At 68.4% G+C, this 15,853-nt stretch carries 15 protein-coding genes; 7 read left to right on the top strand and 8 right to left on the bottom strand.

Annotation, left to right across the window (positions count from 1 at the left end):
* Nucleotides 1-12: 12 nt before the first annotated feature.
* The 7 genes from TsocGM_RS14410 to TsocGM_RS14380 form a co-directional block, all read right to left on the bottom strand.
* Nucleotides 13-570: a hypothetical protein gene (locus tag TsocGM_RS14410; protein ID WP_126726172.1), complete on the bottom strand. Its 558-nt coding sequence runs from the start codon at nt 568-570 to the stop codon at nt 13-15.
* 78 nt (nt 571-648) lie between these two features.
* Nucleotides 649-912, bottom strand: a complete 264-nt coding sequence (locus tag TsocGM_RS14405) for a hypothetical protein (protein ID WP_126726171.1) — start codon at nt 910-912, stop codon at nt 649-651.
* Between the two features lie 624 nt (nt 913-1,536).
* Nucleotides 1,537-2,190: a hypothetical protein gene (locus TsocGM_RS14400; protein WP_126726170.1), complete on the bottom strand. Its 654-nt coding sequence runs from the start codon at nt 2,188-2,190 to the stop codon at nt 1,537-1,539.
* A 641-nt stretch (nt 2,191-2,831) separates the two neighbouring features.
* Nucleotides 2,832-3,149, bottom strand: coding sequence for a hypothetical protein (locus TsocGM_RS14395; protein ID WP_126726169.1), 318 nt, complete (start codon nt 3,147-3,149; stop codon nt 2,832-2,834).
* Nucleotides 3,150-3,220: 71 nt separating this feature from the next.
* Entirely contained in the window at nt 3,221-4,294 is a 1,074-nt protein-coding gene (locus tag TsocGM_RS14390) for a DUF932 domain-containing protein (RefSeq protein ID WP_126726168.1), read from the bottom strand.
* Between the two features lie 675 nt (nt 4,295-4,969).
* A complete protein-coding gene (locus TsocGM_RS14385) occupies nt 4,970-5,527 on the bottom strand; it encodes a hypothetical protein (protein ID WP_126726167.1) in 558 nt (185 codons plus the stop codon).
* A 2-nt stretch (nt 5,528-5,529) separates the two neighbouring features.
* Entirely contained in the window at nt 5,530-5,895 is a 366-nt protein-coding gene (locus TsocGM_RS14380) for a hypothetical protein (RefSeq protein ID WP_126726166.1), read from the bottom strand.
* 469 nt (nt 5,896-6,364) lie between these two features.
* Here TsocGM_RS14380 and TsocGM_RS14375 point away from each other — a divergent pair, with 469 nt between their 5' ends.
* The 7 genes from TsocGM_RS14375 to TsocGM_RS14345 all read left to right on the top strand — a co-directional run bounded on the left by TsocGM_RS14375 (nt 6,365) and on the right by TsocGM_RS14345 (nt 14,956).
* Entirely contained in the window at nt 6,365-6,628 is a 264-nt protein-coding gene (locus TsocGM_RS14375; RefSeq protein WP_126726165.1) for a type II toxin-antitoxin system ParD family antitoxin, read from the top strand.
* Between the two features lie 6 nt (nt 6,629-6,634).
* Nucleotides 6,635-6,922, top strand: a complete 288-nt coding sequence (locus tag TsocGM_RS14370; protein WP_126726164.1) for a type II toxin-antitoxin system RelE/ParE family toxin — start codon at nt 6,635-6,637, stop codon at nt 6,920-6,922.
* Between the two features lie 196 nt (nt 6,923-7,118).
* Nucleotides 7,119-7,631: a hypothetical protein gene (locus TsocGM_RS14365; RefSeq protein ID WP_126726163.1), complete on the top strand. Its 513-nt coding sequence runs from the start codon at nt 7,119-7,121 to the stop codon at nt 7,629-7,631.
* Nucleotides 7,632-7,741: 110 nt separating this feature from the next.
* A complete protein-coding gene (locus TsocGM_RS14360; protein WP_126726162.1) occupies nt 7,742-9,463 on the top strand; it encodes an efflux RND transporter periplasmic adaptor subunit in 1,722 nt (573 codons plus the stop codon).
* A gap of 14 nt (nt 9,464-9,477) precedes the next feature.
* Nucleotides 9,478-12,639 (top strand): efflux RND transporter permease subunit, encoded by a 3,162-nt coding sequence (locus tag TsocGM_RS14355; protein ID WP_126726161.1) that lies wholly within the window; start codon nt 9,478-9,480, stop codon nt 12,637-12,639.
* 182 nt (nt 12,640-12,821) lie between these two features.
* The gene (locus tag TsocGM_RS14350; RefSeq protein WP_158633567.1) at nt 12,822-14,024 is read left to right on the top strand and encodes a TolC family protein; all 1,203 of its coding nucleotides are present in this window, start codon (nt 12,822-12,824) and stop codon (nt 14,022-14,024) included.
* A 47-nt stretch (nt 14,025-14,071) separates the two neighbouring features.
* Nucleotides 14,072-14,956, top strand: coding sequence for a cation diffusion facilitator family transporter (locus tag TsocGM_RS14345; RefSeq protein WP_233578885.1), 885 nt, complete (start codon nt 14,072-14,074; stop codon nt 14,954-14,956).
* Nucleotides 14,957-15,056: 100 nt separating this feature from the next.
* Here the strand turns inward: TsocGM_RS14345 and TsocGM_RS14340 are convergent, their stop codons facing one another.
* Entirely contained in the window at nt 15,057-15,338 is a 282-nt protein-coding gene (locus TsocGM_RS14340; protein ID WP_126726158.1) for a hypothetical protein, read from the bottom strand.
* Nucleotides 15,339-15,853 lie beyond the last annotated feature (515 nt).

The raw sequence follows: 15,853 nt of genomic DNA, 5'->3' as shown, positions 1-15,853 counted from the left end.
AGGTTCGTAAGCTCAGTACTCCTCGGCCAGTTGCACGGTGGTGACCGAGCGGTCATGCTCGGTCACGACGTAGAAGCGGGTGCCGTCCTTGGCGTCGTAGGCCGAGAACAGGCGCCCGCCCTCGCGCAGCGACCGCTCGTTCCCCTCACAATCGTCCTCATCAAGCTCGCCCCAGGTCCCGCGGCTGTGGAGCACGATGGCGACGCAGACGTCGAGCGGCGACAGGACGGCGAACGCCTCGCGAGTGATGACCTGCCGGCCGAGCGGGAAGCGCTCGCGACGCACCGGCGGCGGCTCGACGAGCAGTTCCTGGGCAATCTCCTCCCACCGCACGCCGAGGGCTTCGCCCCGGCCCCCCGCCCGGTCCATCCGCCGCAGCCGCTCGGCGAGCAGGCGCCGGCAGGACTCCGCCTCGGGCCCGTCCCCGCCGGCCCTTCGCACCTCGCGGCGCACCGCCTCGGCCTCCGCGAGCCAGTAGGTGAGCGACTCCTCGAGGTAGGTCAGCAGCACGCAGGCGGCCCACGTCTCGTAGTTGCTGAATCCGTCGTATTTCTCCGTTTCCCCCGCCATGGTCTCCCGTCCGATGATGGCCGGGCGGCCTTGCTCGCCGCCCGGCGGGTTGTCTCGCATGAGGCGCGGCGTGAGGCGCTAGATGACCTTGAAGACCTCGAGGAACCAGCCGAAGGCCTCGAGGTCCTCGCCGCAGGCGGCGGCAAGCCCGCTGAAGGTGTCCAGCCTCCGCCGCTCGTCCTCCGCCAGCCGTTCCGGCCTGGTCCCGCCGCAGGCGGGGCAGGCGCCGATGAGGCATCCCCGGCGGATGAATCGCTTGCCGTCATCTTCGGCCACCTCCGCGATGGCCCACTCCTTCCCGCAGCAGAGGCAGATGGTCCTGGTCCCGTTCATCTCGTTCATCGCGCGTCGCTCCCGTCTCGTTCGCACCTCGACCCTCCCCCGCGTTGTTTTCCCGCTGGGTGGGCCTCTCGCCCCTGCCTGGAGGCCCACCCAGTGGGAAAACGAAGCAGCCCGGCGCGGGCACCGGGACGGCGGGAGCGGAGCGACCGCAGGCGGCGTGACGGGTTCTCGAAGCGCAGCGGAGAGGTCCCGGCGCGACGGCTGCAGCACAGCGACCAGAGTTGCCGGCGCCCGGGCCGTCCTCGGAGGCGGGCGGGACGCAGCGCAGCGAGGCCCGCAGGGTGGCCGCGGGGCGGCCATGCGTTAGGGATGTGCAGGGTGCGCAGCAGTCACGCCGCAGGCGGGACCGGAGCGGAAGCGGAGCCCGGAGCACCCCGGCCCGGAGGGCAACGCCTGAATGGTCTCAAAGTGATTCTTGACGTAAGACGTTTCGACCCTGTCCCACGCTCCCAGTCCACTGGCAGATGCCGATGCGCCGGCCGTCGCGGCCTTGCGGATGATCGGCACGCGTGATCGTGGTGGCCCCGTTTCTCGGCCGTAGACACATCTGACTGACTGCCGACTCTCAATCCGTAAGAGGACCGGCCCTGCGAATACTGCGCGATTTGCACTGGGCGCTCGCCATCAATCTGTCGCAGGTACGATTTCTTTAATGCGATCTTCGGATTCTTCCGCGAGCTTGGATCGAAAGATCCGTGCGGTACCAATCATTTCGAGGAAGGCCTGGATTGAGGGCCGATGACGTTGGAACGCGATGGCATGCCATCCCAGTCCGGAAGCAACGAAGCTAAGGAGCGTCAACGACAATTGCGTCATATCCTTGCGATCAAAGGGCGTACCTCCGAAAATAAAAATTCCGGCAGCGGTGAGAGGAGCTGTTGCCAGGACGAAGGACCACAGGAAAGCAGTTGCTAGGAATTTCGCGCGGTTCACCTCGATCGCGTTTTTCAGCGCGTAGTAACATATGAGTGCATTGCAGTATGCCGCAACCCCGAACGTTCCGATGGTAGCGGCGGAGGCCTTCGAGAGATAGAACGCATCTCGAGCAGAGACGACTGCGAGCAGAAGAGCGAAGGGGCTCACCACAAGGAACACCACCGCGAGCACTACCGCGAGCACTACCGTTGCGAGTCGCCGCGGATTGGTGATCAGCCGCCACACTGCGGAAACAATCTCCAGGAGAACAATGCATACGCCGCAGATGAACTCTAAAACGGAAATGCAAACTTCCTCGAATATGCTCATGATAGCGACGACCAGGAAATGCGCCGTTTTCATGGCCAAACTTGATGTTACAATCAGAATGACGGAGGCAACCGAATAGGCGGCCGGAAGCAAGGCCAAGGTGGCGACGATTAGGAATGCCGTAAGCGTTATGTGGAAGATATCCGAAATCAAAATTTACTGTGCGCTACTTTGAATTATTTTAATTCTAAAATGCTCATTTACTTTGTTCTGTACTAGGCAAGCGAGAACCTGCCTGGAATGGCCCTCTGACGCTCTGCTGTTTCCAAATTAGGATGTATATACTTTTGCCCGGCCACTGGCCAAGCGATCGGCGGAATTGCCGGAGATGCCCTGTCTCGCCAGCGGCCGACCGCAGGGAAGCCGCCGACATGCCGAATCGCCCGCAGGGCGATGCGCCAGCCCGGCGGGGGCGGGATGTCCTGACCGCGCAGCGGTCGGGAATCCCGCGGGAGGCATCTCCCTGGTACGCACGTACCGGGGAATGCCAAGGGGGAGCACCGCACGGCGTGCGGTGCGGCGGGGAGCGGGCCGGGGTCTCCTGATCGCGCACGCGATCGGGAACCCCGGCCCGCGCGAAAAAACGACGAGCGTACGGGACAATCTCCATCGCCCGCCGCCTCGCCGTCCGGGGGTGGGGCCGGGCCCGCCGCCCGGCCCCCTGTATCATCAGTTCAGAACCATGAAAGCGGCCCGCGCCGATAGCGCCGGATGCGCCGCTCGGCCCGGGCAATCCACCGCCGGGCGTCGAAGGTCGCCTGGATGAGGTCGGCGAGCTCGTCGCGCTCGAAGGCGTGCGTGTAGATGACGGCGGGGCGGTCGGGGCTGAAGCGGGCGAAGGACACCCGCCATTCGACGTCGCCCCACGGGGTCGGGTCGGCCCAGATTCGGGCGCGGATGTCGCCGCGGCCGCACACCTTGGCCGGCCGGTCGGGCCGAATCGCGTTGAACTCTTCTTCGTTGTCGCCTGCAAGTCTCAGGGTCATGGTCATTCCTCTACTGGGTGATTCATTCGGGAGTGCCGGCCGGCGCGTGGCCGGCCGGCGTCGTCGGCGTTCGTCGGCTAGGCCCTCGCCTCGGCAATCAGCTTCCACTGGCTCGGCGGCAATTCGATGATCTGCCCGCCGAGCTGCTCCAGTTCCGTGGCGCGGTCGTAGTCGTCGACGTCCTTGCTCGCCCGTGTCACCGCCTGCATCAGGCCGTACTTGTTCAGCTCGACCCGGCCGTTGTGGCCGGCGAGCAGGTGCCTCAACACGCCGTTCTTCTCCGCCTCGGCGAGGCGGAAGCGCCGCGCGGTCACCTCGACCACCTCGAACGGGTCGGCTTGAATCGGCTGCTCGGTGGCGCCCTTCAGCGTCTCCAGGTGGCGGAGGAAGGCCGGCTCCCGGAGCGTGCCGACCAGCGTGTCGCGCACCTTCAGCCAGAAGGCCAGGTCATCGGCCTGCCGCGTCTCGTCGAGGTAGTACCGCTCCCCGCCCTCCAGGTCGCCGATGTGGCGGCCGACGTGCTGGCGGCGCATCGCCGCCTCGGGCATCACCAGGCCGTTGGTGCAGACGAGGAAGAACAGGAGCGGCTCGATTTTGAGCGTGCCGTGCCCGACCTCGGAATTGCTGATGACCACCCCGGCCTGCACCACGTCCCCTCGCCTCACCTCGGCCTGAATCTTGGGCGTGGTCGCCTTGAGATAGAGCTTCTTCTCGGTCAGCTCGGCGCTCACGAGTTCGAAGCCGTGGTCCTGGAGCACCGGCACGGCGACGCTGGCCAGGTCGAGGTTGTCGAGCACCCGGTAGCGGTCCGAGAGGATGGCCCGGGCGCGGCCGTCGAGGGTGCGGACCAACCGCCGGTCCTCGCTCGAGGCAAGCCAGTGGTTCACGTTTGCGTCAAACAGCGTCGGCGCCTCCTCCCGCATCCGGTCGTAGTACACCTTGGGGATGCCCAACCGCTCGGCAAGCTGCCCGTGGGCGGTGTCCTTGAGCGGCAGCGGGGCGAGGTCTCGGGTCGTTGCAAGCTCAAGCGACGTCCCCGCCTCGGACGTCGTGACGGCCAGGCAGCGGGACGGCGCGAGGTAATCGTGCTTGGTCTCCGATTGCCGCAGGACTTCCGCCAGCAGTGCGTTCAGGTCTCTTCCTTCTTTCATGGTCGTTGCCTTCGTTGGGCGCCCCATGTCCGCGGGGGCGCCGGTTCGTCATAGGCCGCCGGGCGGCATGTTGTTGCCGCCGGGGCGGAGCTGATGGAACCCCCCGGGGTCCAGCTCCGCCCCGGTGGCAACAACCAGAAACCTCGGGGACGGCGCGGGCCCGGGCGACCGACGGCGGGGATGGGGCGGGCAGGCCGGGCGGCCGTCCAGGTGGAGAGCGGAGCGGACCTTGACGGCCGCGCGGCCTGCGTCGAGGGGGTCGGGCGGCGGGCCCCGGGCCGGGCCCGTCGACAGCGGCGGGGAGCGGGCCGAGAGCATCTCCCGCGCGAGCGGGAATCAGCGAGGCCCGCGCGGGGCGTGGCAGGTCGATGTCCTGCGGAGCAGGAATCGACCGGGGGCAACGGGGCGGGCAACTCCCGCGGAGCGGGATTGGGGGGTAGCCCCGCCGGCGCAGAGGATCGGAGCCGGGACAAGCCGGCGGAGCGCAGCGACGGCGCTATTTGCGCGTTAGGGATGTGCAGGGTGCGCAGCAGTCACGCCGCAGGCGGGACCGGAGCGCAAGCGCAGCCCGGAGCAGCCCGGGCCCGGAGGGCAACGCCCGTTTATTTTTGGTCGGGTAGAAGAGGAGAGATGGTTGGGCGAGTCGCGTCTGTCCCGATGTCGTGCTCCCGGGCTTCAGAGCTTACCCTCGTCCACGGCGTCCTGGGCGGCGTCGACGCGGGCAGCCTGCTCTTGGTCGAAGTAAAATACGGCGAGAGAGCTTCGATGTTTGGTGCCGTCAAGGCCGACGTATATCGTGGTCGGTCGGCCGTCCCCGCTGTAGTTCCACTCGGTAATCCTTATACACTTGCGTTCGTCGTCGAAGGACTTGGCCTTCGGTTCGCCGTACTTAACCGCCAGCTCGGCATGAAGCTTCTCGTAGAGGGACAAAGAATGCGAACAGCCGCCCGGCCTCTCGAAGATGTAGCGAATCTCGTAGAGGGCACCGTTCAGGAGCCGATAGCCGACGGCCACCGGTTCCCCGAGGAGCGAGTCCGAGTAATGGAGGATCTTGACCGCACCGATTCGCCGCTCGCGGACGAACTTGGACTTCTCGGCCCTGCGGATTGTCGCTTCATCGGCGCCGAAGGAGAGCCCACGCACCTCGACCTTCTTGCCCGATTCCTGCGCTCCAGCCTGGCTGGTCCAGGCGAGGAGAATGACCAGGACCGCCTCAATTGAAAGCCTTCTCAACTTCATAATCCCGATTTGCAGTCCCGCGACCTCGGGTCGTACCACTCGCTGTTCAACCAGAGAACCACTGTTCGTAGAGCAGTATCTTCGCCGCAGAGAGCGGAGCCCAGAACGCCGTTCAGTGCACTTTGAAGCCCCTGCCACGGCCCGTAGGATGCGACCTCCTTGCCGCTGTAGCCGTCGTAGACGGTCACGGCCTCGAGCTCTTGCATGCACTTCGCGATCATCGTGACGATGCCCTTCTTTGCATCGTATGTCAGACGCCCCCACATCTTGTTGACGTAGACCTCCCGCCATCCTCGCTCCTGCTTCATCACGACCTGGGTCTGCTCGATCAGTTGCGGGACGCCGTCGCAGACCTGCTGCATGGTCGGTCCCTCGGCAAGGGCGGAGGATGTCAGGAGCAGGGACGTACAGGCCGGGAGGATCAAGCGCATTACTCGCTTCATGGTCGGATCCGAATTTGGTTCATTCTTCGCGTGTCCACTATAGTTGCCCGCCGAAGCGGCCTCAACCGGGTCCCGACCGTCCGCGACTTGACCGGGTGATTTTACGGGCAATCCCGAGCATCCGTCGATCCAACTCGCCCAGGCCAGGGCCACGCGCAGAGCTGCTTGCCCGGATAACAAGATTTGACAAAAATTGCTAACTCCTTCACGATGTCCTCATTATCATGGTGTGGCATCCCACCAGTCCGCCGACGCAACCCCTGAGGGCGCGCTCCGGGCTGATGGAGGCTCGATCAAGAGCACTTCCCGACTGTTCGGAGTGGTCCTGCGGCGCGTCGATCGCCGCCGGGGACCCGGCCCGGGCAGGCGGAGGCCCCAGTGAATTGAAATGAACATTTCACTAACGAACGAACTTGAAGAGTTCGTCCGCGAGAAAGTTGCGTCGGGCAGGTACCTGACCGCGAGCGAGGTCGTACGCGAGGCGCTCAGGCTCCTCGAGGAGCGCGATCGGCTGCACGAGTTGCGGCTGAAGCAGCTCCAGGGCGACATCAACCTCGGCCTCGAGCAACTGGAGCGAGGGGAATCCGACCTGCTCGACATCGAGTCGATCAAGGCCAGGGGCAGGCAGCATCTCGCGGGTCGACGCCGATGAGGACTGATGGGAAGAATTGTTCGCTCCGCGGCGGCGGAGCGGGACCTGATCGAGATCTGGGCGTACATCGCCGAAGATAACCTGGAAGCGGCCGACCGGCTGCTCGACAAACTGAACGACACATTGCAGACGCTGGCCGAGCATCCCGAGATGGGCCGGGAGCGTCCCGTACTTGGACCCGGCCTGCGAAGCTTCCCGATCGAGTCCTTCGTGGTGTTCTACCGGGAGGCAGCCGGGGGGATCGAGATCGTTCGCGTGCTCCACGGCCGGCGCGACGTCGAGGAGCAGCTCTGAATCCCCTGCCATGCGGCGGTGCGGCAGGGGCATCATGCCTTGCTCCGCCGCCCCCAGGCTTGCTCAGAGAACAGTCGCCAGGCGAGCGACTCAAGCACCGGGGAGCGGGGTTCGACGCATACACTTGACGCTAAGAGCGATGGCCATTAGGCTTAGGGGTTGAATGAGGGTCATCCAGCCGAGATTCCAGACAACGATGCGCCGAGCCCGATTCACCAGCCCGCTGCGGTTCCTGCTGGCGCTCGTCACGCTGGCCGCAAGCCTCTGCTCGGCGCCGAGCTTCGGGCACAGCCACGGCGGCCTCGACGCCGACCACTGGCACCCGGCACTCCTCTCCGACGACCACCGGCGCGCCCACGAACACGCGGAGCATGACCACGAGGCGGAGCCCACCCTCTCCGGCTCGTTCCATCACTTCCACGGCGTCTTCTTCGGCCTCCTGGTGACCATCCCCTCGGCCGGATCCCAGGTCTCCCCCGGCGGCTCCTTCCCCTTCACCGAGCCGCACGTCGCGTCGGTCTCGGCCCGGGACTTCTCCCTCGTCGACCGGCCGGAGGCCCGGCCGGTCTGGTACGACCCGGTCCCGGCCCTCGTCTCACCGCTGGGCGACGCCCGGATCCTCGCCTTCTCCTCGCGCACGAGCCCGGACTCCGTCCGCTCCGCAATGGCGCTCACTCCGCGCTCCCGGGGCGTCGTTCTCCGCTGCTGATGTCCGTCTGCGCCGCGTCTCCTCGGCGTTAAGTGGCCGGCACCGCCCCAGGGGTGGCGCTGCGTCGCTGGCGGTCCCCCACATCGGCAGAATTCAGGCAAGAGAACGACATGACATCCCGACGACTCATCCCGCTCGGCCGGCGAGGAGGCTCCCTCATCGCCGCCCTGGGCGCATTCATGCTCACGCTCGGCTGCGGCCACGAGCACGACCACGCGCACGAATCCGCCGAGCATGCCCACCCCCACGACTCCGCGGGACACGACGAAGGGTCGCAACTTGCGGAGGCGGAGGCGCCGACCGAGTCGGTCACCCTCGCCTCCGGCGGCCTGGAGCTCTTCATGGAGCACCCCTACCTCGTCGTGGGCCAGGGGGCGAAGTTCAACGTCCACCTCACGGTCCTCGCCGACGGGATGCCGATCCGGGCCGGGACGCTGACCGCCACGGCGAAGGGCCCCGGCGGGAAGTCGGTCACGGTCGTCCAGGAGGGGCCCAAAACCCCCGGCATCTACGGGCCGACCATCGCCTTCCCGGAGGCGGGGACCAGCGAGCTGAGCCTGGTGCTGGAGGGCCCCCAGGCGAGCGGCACGATCCGCGTCCCGGTCGCCGTCTACCCGAGCCCGGCCGCGGCGCTGAAGGCCGCCTCCGAAAACGCGGAGGAGGAGCCCGAAGGCGCCATCACCTTCCTCAAGGAGCAGGCGTGGAAGATCGGACTCATCACGGAGCCCGCGGGGAAGCGGCTGCTGGTCGAGCGGCTGATCGTACCCGGGGAGATCACCCCCGCCGCCGGGGCGAAGGCGGTCGTCACCCCGCCGCTCGCCGGCCGGCTGCTCCCGCCGCCGGGCGGGGCGTTCCCGCGGGTCGGCCAGCGAGTCGAGCCCGGGCAGGTGGTCGCCATCGTCCAGGTGCTGCAGTCGGACCTGGGGGAGAAGCTCCGCGAGGCGGAAATCGAGATCCGGAAGGCGAAGATCGAGCTTGACCACACGCGGGCCGTGTACGAACGGCAGAAGACGCTCGTCGCCTCCGACGCAATCTCCCGGCGCCAGTTCGACGAGACCGAGCGTGCGCTCCGCACGGCGGAGGCCGAGTACCAGGGCCGGCTCGAGGCGAAGCGGATCTACGAGGAGAGCCGGCTGACCCCGCTGGCGGGCACGACCTCTCGGGGCGGAGATCCGGGCGCGAGCGCGGGGGCGGCCGCCCCCGCCGAGCCGCTCCCCTCCTCCCTCCTCCCGCTCCGCGCGCCCATCGCCGGCACGGTGACGTCCGCGGCGGCGACGCAGGGCGAGTATGTCGACCCGGAGCACACGCTCTTCACGCTCATCGACCTCGGCCGCGTCTGGGTCGAGGCGAAGGTCTCCGAGTTCGACCTGGAGCGGGTCGAGCAGGCGCCAGGCGCGAGCCTGACGCTCGCCGCCTACCCGGACCGACTCTATGACATCCTCGGAGATGGTCGTGGCCGGTTGATCGACGTGGGTTCGGTCGTCGACGTCGCGACGCGCACGCTCCCGGTCCGCTACGAATTGGAGAACCGCGAGGGGGTGCTCCGCGTCGGCATGTTCGCCGAGGTGGCGATCCAGACCTCGCGCCGGGAGGAGGCGGTTGCCGTGCCGGAAACGGCGATCGTCGACGAGGACGGGCGCCCGACCGCCTACGTGCTCCTCGACGGGGAGCATTTCCAGAGGCGCGACCTGGAGCTCGGCATCCGCGACTCGGGCTTCGTCGAGGTGCGGCGCGGGATCGAACCGGGGGAGCGCGTCGTCACGAGGGGCGCCTACGCGATCCGGCTCGCGTCGGTCTCCTCCGTCATCCCCGCCCACGGCCACGCACACTGACGGAGGGAGCCCCGATGCTGAACGCCATCATCCGCCTTTCGCTCACCAACCGGGCCCTGGTCATCGTGCTCTCGGTGCTGCTGCTCGCGGCCGGGGGCTACGTCGCCTCAAGGATGCCGGTGGACGTCTTCCCGGATCTCACCGCGCCGACCGTGACGGTCATCACCGAGGCCCACGGCATGGCCCCGGTCGAGGTCGAGACCCTCGTCACCTTCCCGATCGAGGCGGCGCTCAACGGCGCGGCGAACGTGCGCCGCGTCCGCTCCTCGACGGCCGTCGGCATCTCCGTAGTCTGGGTCGAGTTCGACTGGGGCACGGACATCTACACCGCGCGGCAGGTCGTGACGGAGAAGCTGAGCCTGGTGGCCGGCGGGCTGCCGCCGGAGGTCGAGAAGCCGATCCTCGCGCCGATCTCGTCCATCATGGGGGAGATCCTCTTCCTCGCGCTCACCTCGGACCGGCACAGCGGCATCGAGCTCCGCACCGTCGCGAGCACCGTGGTCCGTCGGCGGCTCCTGTCCGTGCCCGGCGTCTCCCAGGTGACCCCCATCGGCGGCGGCGAGAAGCAGTACCAGGTGGTGCTCTCCCCCGCGCGGCTCCAGGCCTACCGGCTCTCGGTCGCCGAGGTGGCCAGGCAGCTTGCCGGGACCAACCAGAACGCCTCGGCCGGGTTCCTGGTCCAGGGCGGGCAGGAGCTCCTCATCCAGGGCCTCGGCCGAGTGCGCACGCCGGCGGACATCGCCCAGACGGTCGTCGCCGTCCGCGACGGCGTGCCCATCCTGGTCGGGCAGCTGGGCGTGGTGCAGATCGGGGAGGCGATCAAGCGGGGCGAGGGCTCGGCCCAGGGCGAGCCGGCGGTGATCCTTGGGATCCAGAAGCAGCCGGGGGCCAATACGCTCGAGCTCACGCGGGCCCTCGATCGCACGCTCGACGAGATTGAGCGATCGCTCCCCGAGGGGATGGCGATCAACCGGGACATCTTCCGCCAGGCGGAGTTCATCGAGACGGCGATCCGGAACGTCGAGCATGCGCTCCGGGACGGCGGCATCCTCGTGGTCGTCATCGTGATGCTGTTCTTGGCGAACCTGCGGGCGAGCTTCATCACGCTGCTGGCGATCCCGCTGTCGCTCGTCTCCGCCGTGCTGGTCCTGAAGGCCCTCGGCGCGACGATCAACACGATGACCCTCGGCGGGATGGCGATCGCCATCGGCGAGCTCGTCGACGATGCAATCATCGACGTCGAGAACGTCTTCCGCAGGCTGCGCGAGAACGCCCGCCTGCCGGAGGATCGGCGGCGCCACCCGCTGGTGGTCGTGTATCAGGCGAGCCTGGAGGTGCGCGCCTCGGTGGTGTTCGCGACCTTCATCATCCTGCTCGTGTTCCTGCCGCTGTTCTTCCTGGGCGGCGTCGAGGGTCGGCTCCTGCAGCCGCTCGGCCTGGCCTACATCGTCTCGCTCTTCGCGTCGCTGGTCGTGGCGCTGACGCTCACCCCGGCCCTCTGCTCCCTCCTCCTGCCGGAGAGCCGGGCGGTCCTGGTCGAGCACGAACCCCGCATCGTCTCCGCCTGCAAGCGGCTGTACTCGCCGGTCCTCGCCCGGGCGCTCAGGCACCCGGGCCTCGTCTACGCCCCGGCGGCGCTGCTCCTGCTCGGGGCGCTGCTCTACCTGCCGCGCGTCGGGCAATCGTTCCTGCCGGAGTTCAACGAGGGATCGCTCACGATCAGCGCCGTGACGCTCCCCGGGACCTCGCTTGCGCAGTCGGACGAGCTGGGGCGGGTGGTCGAGCGGGTGCTCCTCTCCCGCCCCGAGGTGACGGGGGTGGCGAGGCGGACCGGCCGGGCGGAGCTCGACGAGCACGCCCAGGGGGTCGAGGCGGCCGAGCTCGACGTCTCCTTCCGGCTGGCCGAAGGGCGGGACAAGGGGGCGTTCCTCGCGGCGCTCCGCGAGGACTTCTCGCTCGTCCCGGGGATGAACATCACGATCGGGCAGCCCATCTCGCACCGGATCGACCACATGCTCTCGGGCACCAGGGCGAACATCGCGCTGAAGATCTTCGGGGACGACCTGTACAAGCTCCGGACGCTTGCCGAGGCGGTGCGGGAGCAGGCCTCGGCCGTCCCCGGGGTGGTCGACCTCTCGGTCGAGCAGCAGGTGGACATCCCGGTCCTGAAGGTCCGCTTCGATCGGGAGGCGATCGCCCGGCACGGGCTGACGGTCGCGGAGGTGGCGTCGACGGTCGAGACGGCGTTCCGGGGCGAGGCGGTCTCGCAGGTCCTCGAGGGGCAGAACGCGTTCGACCTCGTGGTCCGGGTCGGCGACCCGAGGGAGATCACCCCCGAGGCCATCCAGAACCTCCCGGTGGACACGCCGGGCGGGGCGAAGGTGCCGCTCAAGGCGCTGGCGCGGATCGAGCGGAGCACGGGGCCGAACCAGATCAGCCGGGAGAACGTGCAGCGGAAGATCGTGGTGATGGCCAACGTCTCCGGCCGCGATCTCGGCGGCGTCGTCGAGGACATCCGCGCGAGGGTCGCGGCCGCGGTGCCATTCGGCCGCGGGCAGTACGAGGGCTACTACATCGAGTACGGCGGCCAGTTCGAGAGCGCCGCGGAGACGACGCGGCTGCTGGCCGTCCTGGGCGCCGTGGTCGTCCTGGGCATCGCCTTCCTGCTGAACCTGTCGTTCGGCTCGGCCCGCGATGCGCTGCTGGTGATGGCGAACCTGCCGTTTGCGCTCATCGGCGGCGTCCTCGGGCTCTACCTCTCGGGCGGCGTGGTCTCGATTGCCTCGCTCGTCGGCTTCATCACGCTCTTCGGCATCGCCACGCGGAACGGCATCATGCTCGTCTCCCACATCCGCCACCTGCAGCTCTTCGACGGGGTGACGGACCTCGGCGAGGCGGTCTACCGGGGGGCGATGGAGCGGCTCGCCCCGATCCTCATGACCGCGCTCTGCGCCGGGCTGGCGCTCGTGCCGTTGGCGCTCGGCGGCGGGAAGCCCGGCAGCGAGATCCAGACGCCGATGGCGATCGTCATCCTCTTCGGCCTCCTCTCCTCGACGGCGCTCAACATGATCGTGCTCCCGGCACTCTACCTCCGCTTCGGCCGACCGGCGGCGCGCGAGCCCGCCGCGAGTCGCGGGGAGCTTGCCTGGCACGAACCGGTAGCAGCACACACCTGAGGGACATGAAACGGATCAGCAAAACGCTCCTCGGCTCGATGATCGTCTTGGTCGCCACCCTGCAAGGGTGTGCGTCGCTGGACCCCAGGCCCGACTACCAGGAGGTGGGGAGGCTGGTCGCCCGGGCGACCGGCCATCCCGAGCTTGGCCTGCCCGGCGACGAACGCGACGCCGAGGGCCAGGTGAGCAAGATCCTCGAAGGTGGGCTCACGGCGGACGAATCGGTCGCGATCGCCTTGCGGCACAGCCCGCGGCTCCGCGCGGTGCTGCTGGACGCGGGCATCTCTCGCGCGGAGTTCGCCCAGGCGAGCTTCCCGGAGAATCCCTCGCTCGCCATGGCGCTCCGCTTCCCCTCGGGCGGCGGGAGCGCGAACCTCGAGGCGAGCCTCCTGCAGAATGTCGCGGAGCTGTGGCGGCTGCCATCCCGCAGGCGCGCGTCGGAGGCCTCTCTCAGGCGGGCAATCGTCGCGGTCGCGCGCGAGGTGAGCGGCCTGGCGTACGGGGCGAAGGCTGCCTACGTGCGGGCCGCCGCGGGGGACCGGCTGGCGACGATCGCCAGCGAGAACCGCGAGATCGCCGCCCGCTTCCTCGAACTGGCCCTTGCCCGCAGGAAGGGCGGCGAGGGGAGCGGCATCGACGTCGGTTTTGCCCGCGCCGAGCTCTCCTCGGCCGAGGTGGCGCTCCGCTCGGCGTCGCTCGCCGCCTTCGAGCGACGCGCGGAACTGGCGGGCCGCCTCGGCCTGATCACGCCCCCGGCGGAACTGGTGCTCTCCGAGTCGCTTTCGCGGCCCGACGCGACTCCTCCAGCCCTGGAGGAGGTGCTGGCGCGGATCCCGCACGGCCGCCTCGACATCGCCGCGGCGAGGCGGGCGGTGGAGGCGGCGCAGGCCACGCTCCGCTACGAGCGGCTCGGGTTCCTTTCGCTCCTTGGCCTGGGTGCCGCCTACGAGCGGCCGGAGGAGCGAACCGGAGAGGGAGGCGGTTCGTCGGGCGCGATCCTGGGGCCGAGCCTCGCGCTGGAGATCCCGCTGTTCGACCAGAATCGGGCCCAGATCGCGAAGGCGGCGCTCGCCCACCGGCAGGCGGAGGAGCTCCTCTCCGCCCTCCTCGTCGAGGCGACGCAGGCGACCCGCGCGGCGCATGAGCGGCTCGCCTCGACGCTCGCCGTCTGCCGGCTGTATGAGGCGGAGATCCTGCCCGAGCGGGAGCAAAACCTCGAGCTCGTCCGCCAGGCGTACCGGGCGGGCGAACTGCCGATCGCTTCCATGCTCGAGGCGCAGCGGAGCCTCCTCGGGGCGCGGGTCGAGTTTGCCAGGGCGCTGGAGGAGGCGGCGCTGGCCTCCATCGAGTTCGAAAGGGTCACCGGACGGCCTGCTCAGGGGTGAGGCTCTCGAGCGTCGACAGCTCGGATGAGGAAAATATGGTTCGAAGCATGAATGGCAGCATCGTCAGTGGAATCCGCGCGGCGCAGGTAGGCCTTCTGGTGAACGCCGGCCTGGTCGTCGCGAAGCTGCTCGCGGGGATCGTCGGCAACTCGTACGCGCTCGTCGCCGACGCGGTCGAATCGTCGACCGACATCTTCTCCTCGCTCATCGTCTGGGGCGGCCTGCGTCGGGCCGCCCGGCCGGCCGACGAGGCGTACCCCTACGGGCACGGCAAGGCCGAGCCGCTCGCCGCGGCGGTCGTCGCGCTGATGCTACTCGGCGCGGCGCTGAGCATCGCCGTCGTCGCCGTCCGAGAGATCCTCACGCCGCACCAAGTCCCCGCCCCGTTCACCCTGGCCGTCGTCGCGGGGGTCGTGCTGGTGAAGGAGGTCTTGTTCCGCCGGGTCTTCGCGGTGGGCGACGAGACGGGGAGCACGGCGGTCAAGGCGGATGCCTGGCATCACCGCAGCGACGCGCTCACCTCGGCCGCGGCGTTCGTCGGCATTGCGCTCGCGATCTGGGGCGGTCCGGGCTGGGAGTCCGCCGACGACTGGGCGGCGCTGGTCGCCTCGGCCATCATCGCCGCCAACGGCCTGCGCCTGCTCCGCCCGGCGGCTCAGGACCTGCTCGACCGGATGCCGGACGGGCCGATCCTGGACCGGATCGAGCAGGCGTCGCGGGAGGTCGAGGGCGTGCTCGCGACCGAGAAGCTGCGCGTGCGGAAGTTCGGCATGGAGTACTTCGTCGACCTGCACGTCCAGGCCGACCCCGCGATCTCCCTGCACGAGGCGCACGTGATCAGCGGGAAGGTCAAGTCCGCCATCCGACGCGCGGTCCCCGCCGTGACCGGGGCGTCGATCCACATGGAACCGTTCGAGCCGGCGCCCCGCTGATGATGCGCCTCTGTGGATGCTGCAGCGGAAGCGATGCCGCGGGAAAGCGAAGAGGGGGAAGGCGGAACGTTGTCCGCCCTCCCCCGGTACGCCTATCGCGTCATCGCCGGATCAACTTGAGTCTGGCCGATATCCAGCTCCGCTGGTCTTCGACCAGCTTGGCGACGACCTCGGCTGGGATCTCGGCATACGGCGCGACGATCTCGACGAGCTCTTCGACGTCCTCGATCTCGCCGATCTCGCAACCGACCCAGAGTTCCACTCCGTCGTCGTCCGCCGGCTCTCCGTCCCAGACCTGGGCGAAGAAGGTCTCCAGCGGGTTGTCCCAGCCGATGACGATGGTGTGGCGGGGATCTCTCCCCTTGAACTTGTAGCGTGACATAGTCACTCCTGCATGATGCTGTACTTGGCGCCCGGCCCTCCTTTCTGTTCGGGATGCGATCGGACCTCGGCACAGCCGGCCGCACGGCACGCCTCCTCTGAGGTCGGCCGCAAGGCATGTTGATAACGCCGCCTCGCGACGGCCCCGCCTATTGCTCGGTTTGCGAACCGCCCGGCGGGTCGGGGAAACGCCTCACCTATTGCTTCGTTTGGAAAACGCCCCGGTGAGGGGTTGGGGGGGAAAAGAAAGATCTCGAAGCGGGGCCGCGCGGGCCTCGCACGGATCCCAGTCTAACCGCCGGTAGCTGCGGCGCCTGCGAGGATTCGTGGTCAATTCGCGGAATTTCTCCGGCCGCTAGGACTTGCGTCGCGACATCCGGTGACATGCGGGGCACTGTCTCATCCGCCATCCTGTTGGGTTGACAGTTGTTGCGTCAATGCGGCGGGGTCGGCCTGCAGCAGCTCCCAGAAGTCGGCGGTCGGCAGCACCAGGCCCAGGACCTGGTAGGGGCAGCG

The organism is Tautonia sociabilis, assembly GCF_003977685.1.
In the GTDB taxonomy this organism is placed as follows: Bacteria; Planctomycetota; Planctomycetia; order Isosphaerales; family Isosphaeraceae; genus Tautonia; species Tautonia sociabilis.
Note: the sequence above shows the minus strand (reverse complement) of the source record. Positions and strands in the feature narration are given on the sequence as shown.